Source organism: Aeromonas sp. QDB56 (assembly GCF_027705505.1).
GTDB lineage: Bacteria > Pseudomonadota > Gammaproteobacteria > Enterobacterales > Aeromonadaceae > Aeromonas > Aeromonas caviae.
Map to the genome: position 1 here is coordinate 1 of NZ_JAPDBZ010000313.1, position 833 is coordinate 833.

The 833-nt window shown below is 49.1% G+C and carries 2 protein-coding genes; both read right to left on the reverse strand.

Annotated elements, in window-relative coordinates:
- Window positions 1-141, reverse strand: a 141-nt coding sequence (locus OKB81_RS20635) for a helix-turn-helix domain-containing protein (RefSeq protein WP_270668161.1), incomplete at its 3' end; no start/stop codon positions are given.
- 90 nt (window positions 142-231) lie between these two features.
- Entirely contained in the window at window positions 232-780 is a 549-nt protein-coding gene (locus OKB81_RS20640; RefSeq protein ID WP_270805458.1) for a hypothetical protein, read from the reverse strand.
- Window positions 781-833 lie beyond the last annotated feature (53 nt).

Here is an 833-nt window from a genome sequence, read left to right on the forward strand (position 1 = left end):
CCCGGCGTTACGACGCAGCTCCCGGTAGAGGGTGGAGCGATGAACGCCAATGGCGCGTGCGGTGGCAAGGATGGACATCCCCTGTGCGCGAAGCACCGATAACTGGTATCGTTGCCCCTCGGTCAACTGCTGATAGCTCATGGTGATACTGCTTTTACTTTGGCGAGCAGAAGGGTACCACCAATCAGCAGTTGGCCACCTCTCGCCATTCATCCATGAGTGTCGCACTTATTATCTGAATTCCCGGGCTTTCCGGAAGAACAATTTTACAAAATCCTTATGAGCTTTTGTTTCATCAATCAACCTAATTGCAGCACATGCTTGGTTAGTACCTGCTGGTTCAAGTAATTCAGTTATTTGCCCTCTTGTTTTCCCTTGTCCATACATTGCAACGATTAAAGTGCCTACAGGATAGATAGAAACGTTAGTTTCTTTTATGGCTAATTTCGATATTTGCTCTTTCGTTTTACCAACAAATAGCTCAGCCGTCTCCCCACTAGATACCCAGTTAATTTCCGCTGGTTCCCAATAGGCGGGATTGCTTCTCGATGGTGTAGCACCAGTGCCTACAAGTCCAAATACAGCGATCCTTTCAAACACCCATCCCTGCGGTAGCTCAAAAGGCTTTTCGTCTTCGCTGATCGCAGGAAGCGGTTTCTCTTTTTTGATTTTCTTCTCTTTGGCCAGCTGAGCTTTTTCGGCGGCGATACGCGCCAGCAGGGTGGAGGCGGGTTCATCGCTCGGGTCTTGCGGTACCGTGAATTCAGATAATAAGTGCAATGCCCATGGTGCATAGGAGAGAGGCGGTCAACTACCAGTTAGGGTACGCTTCT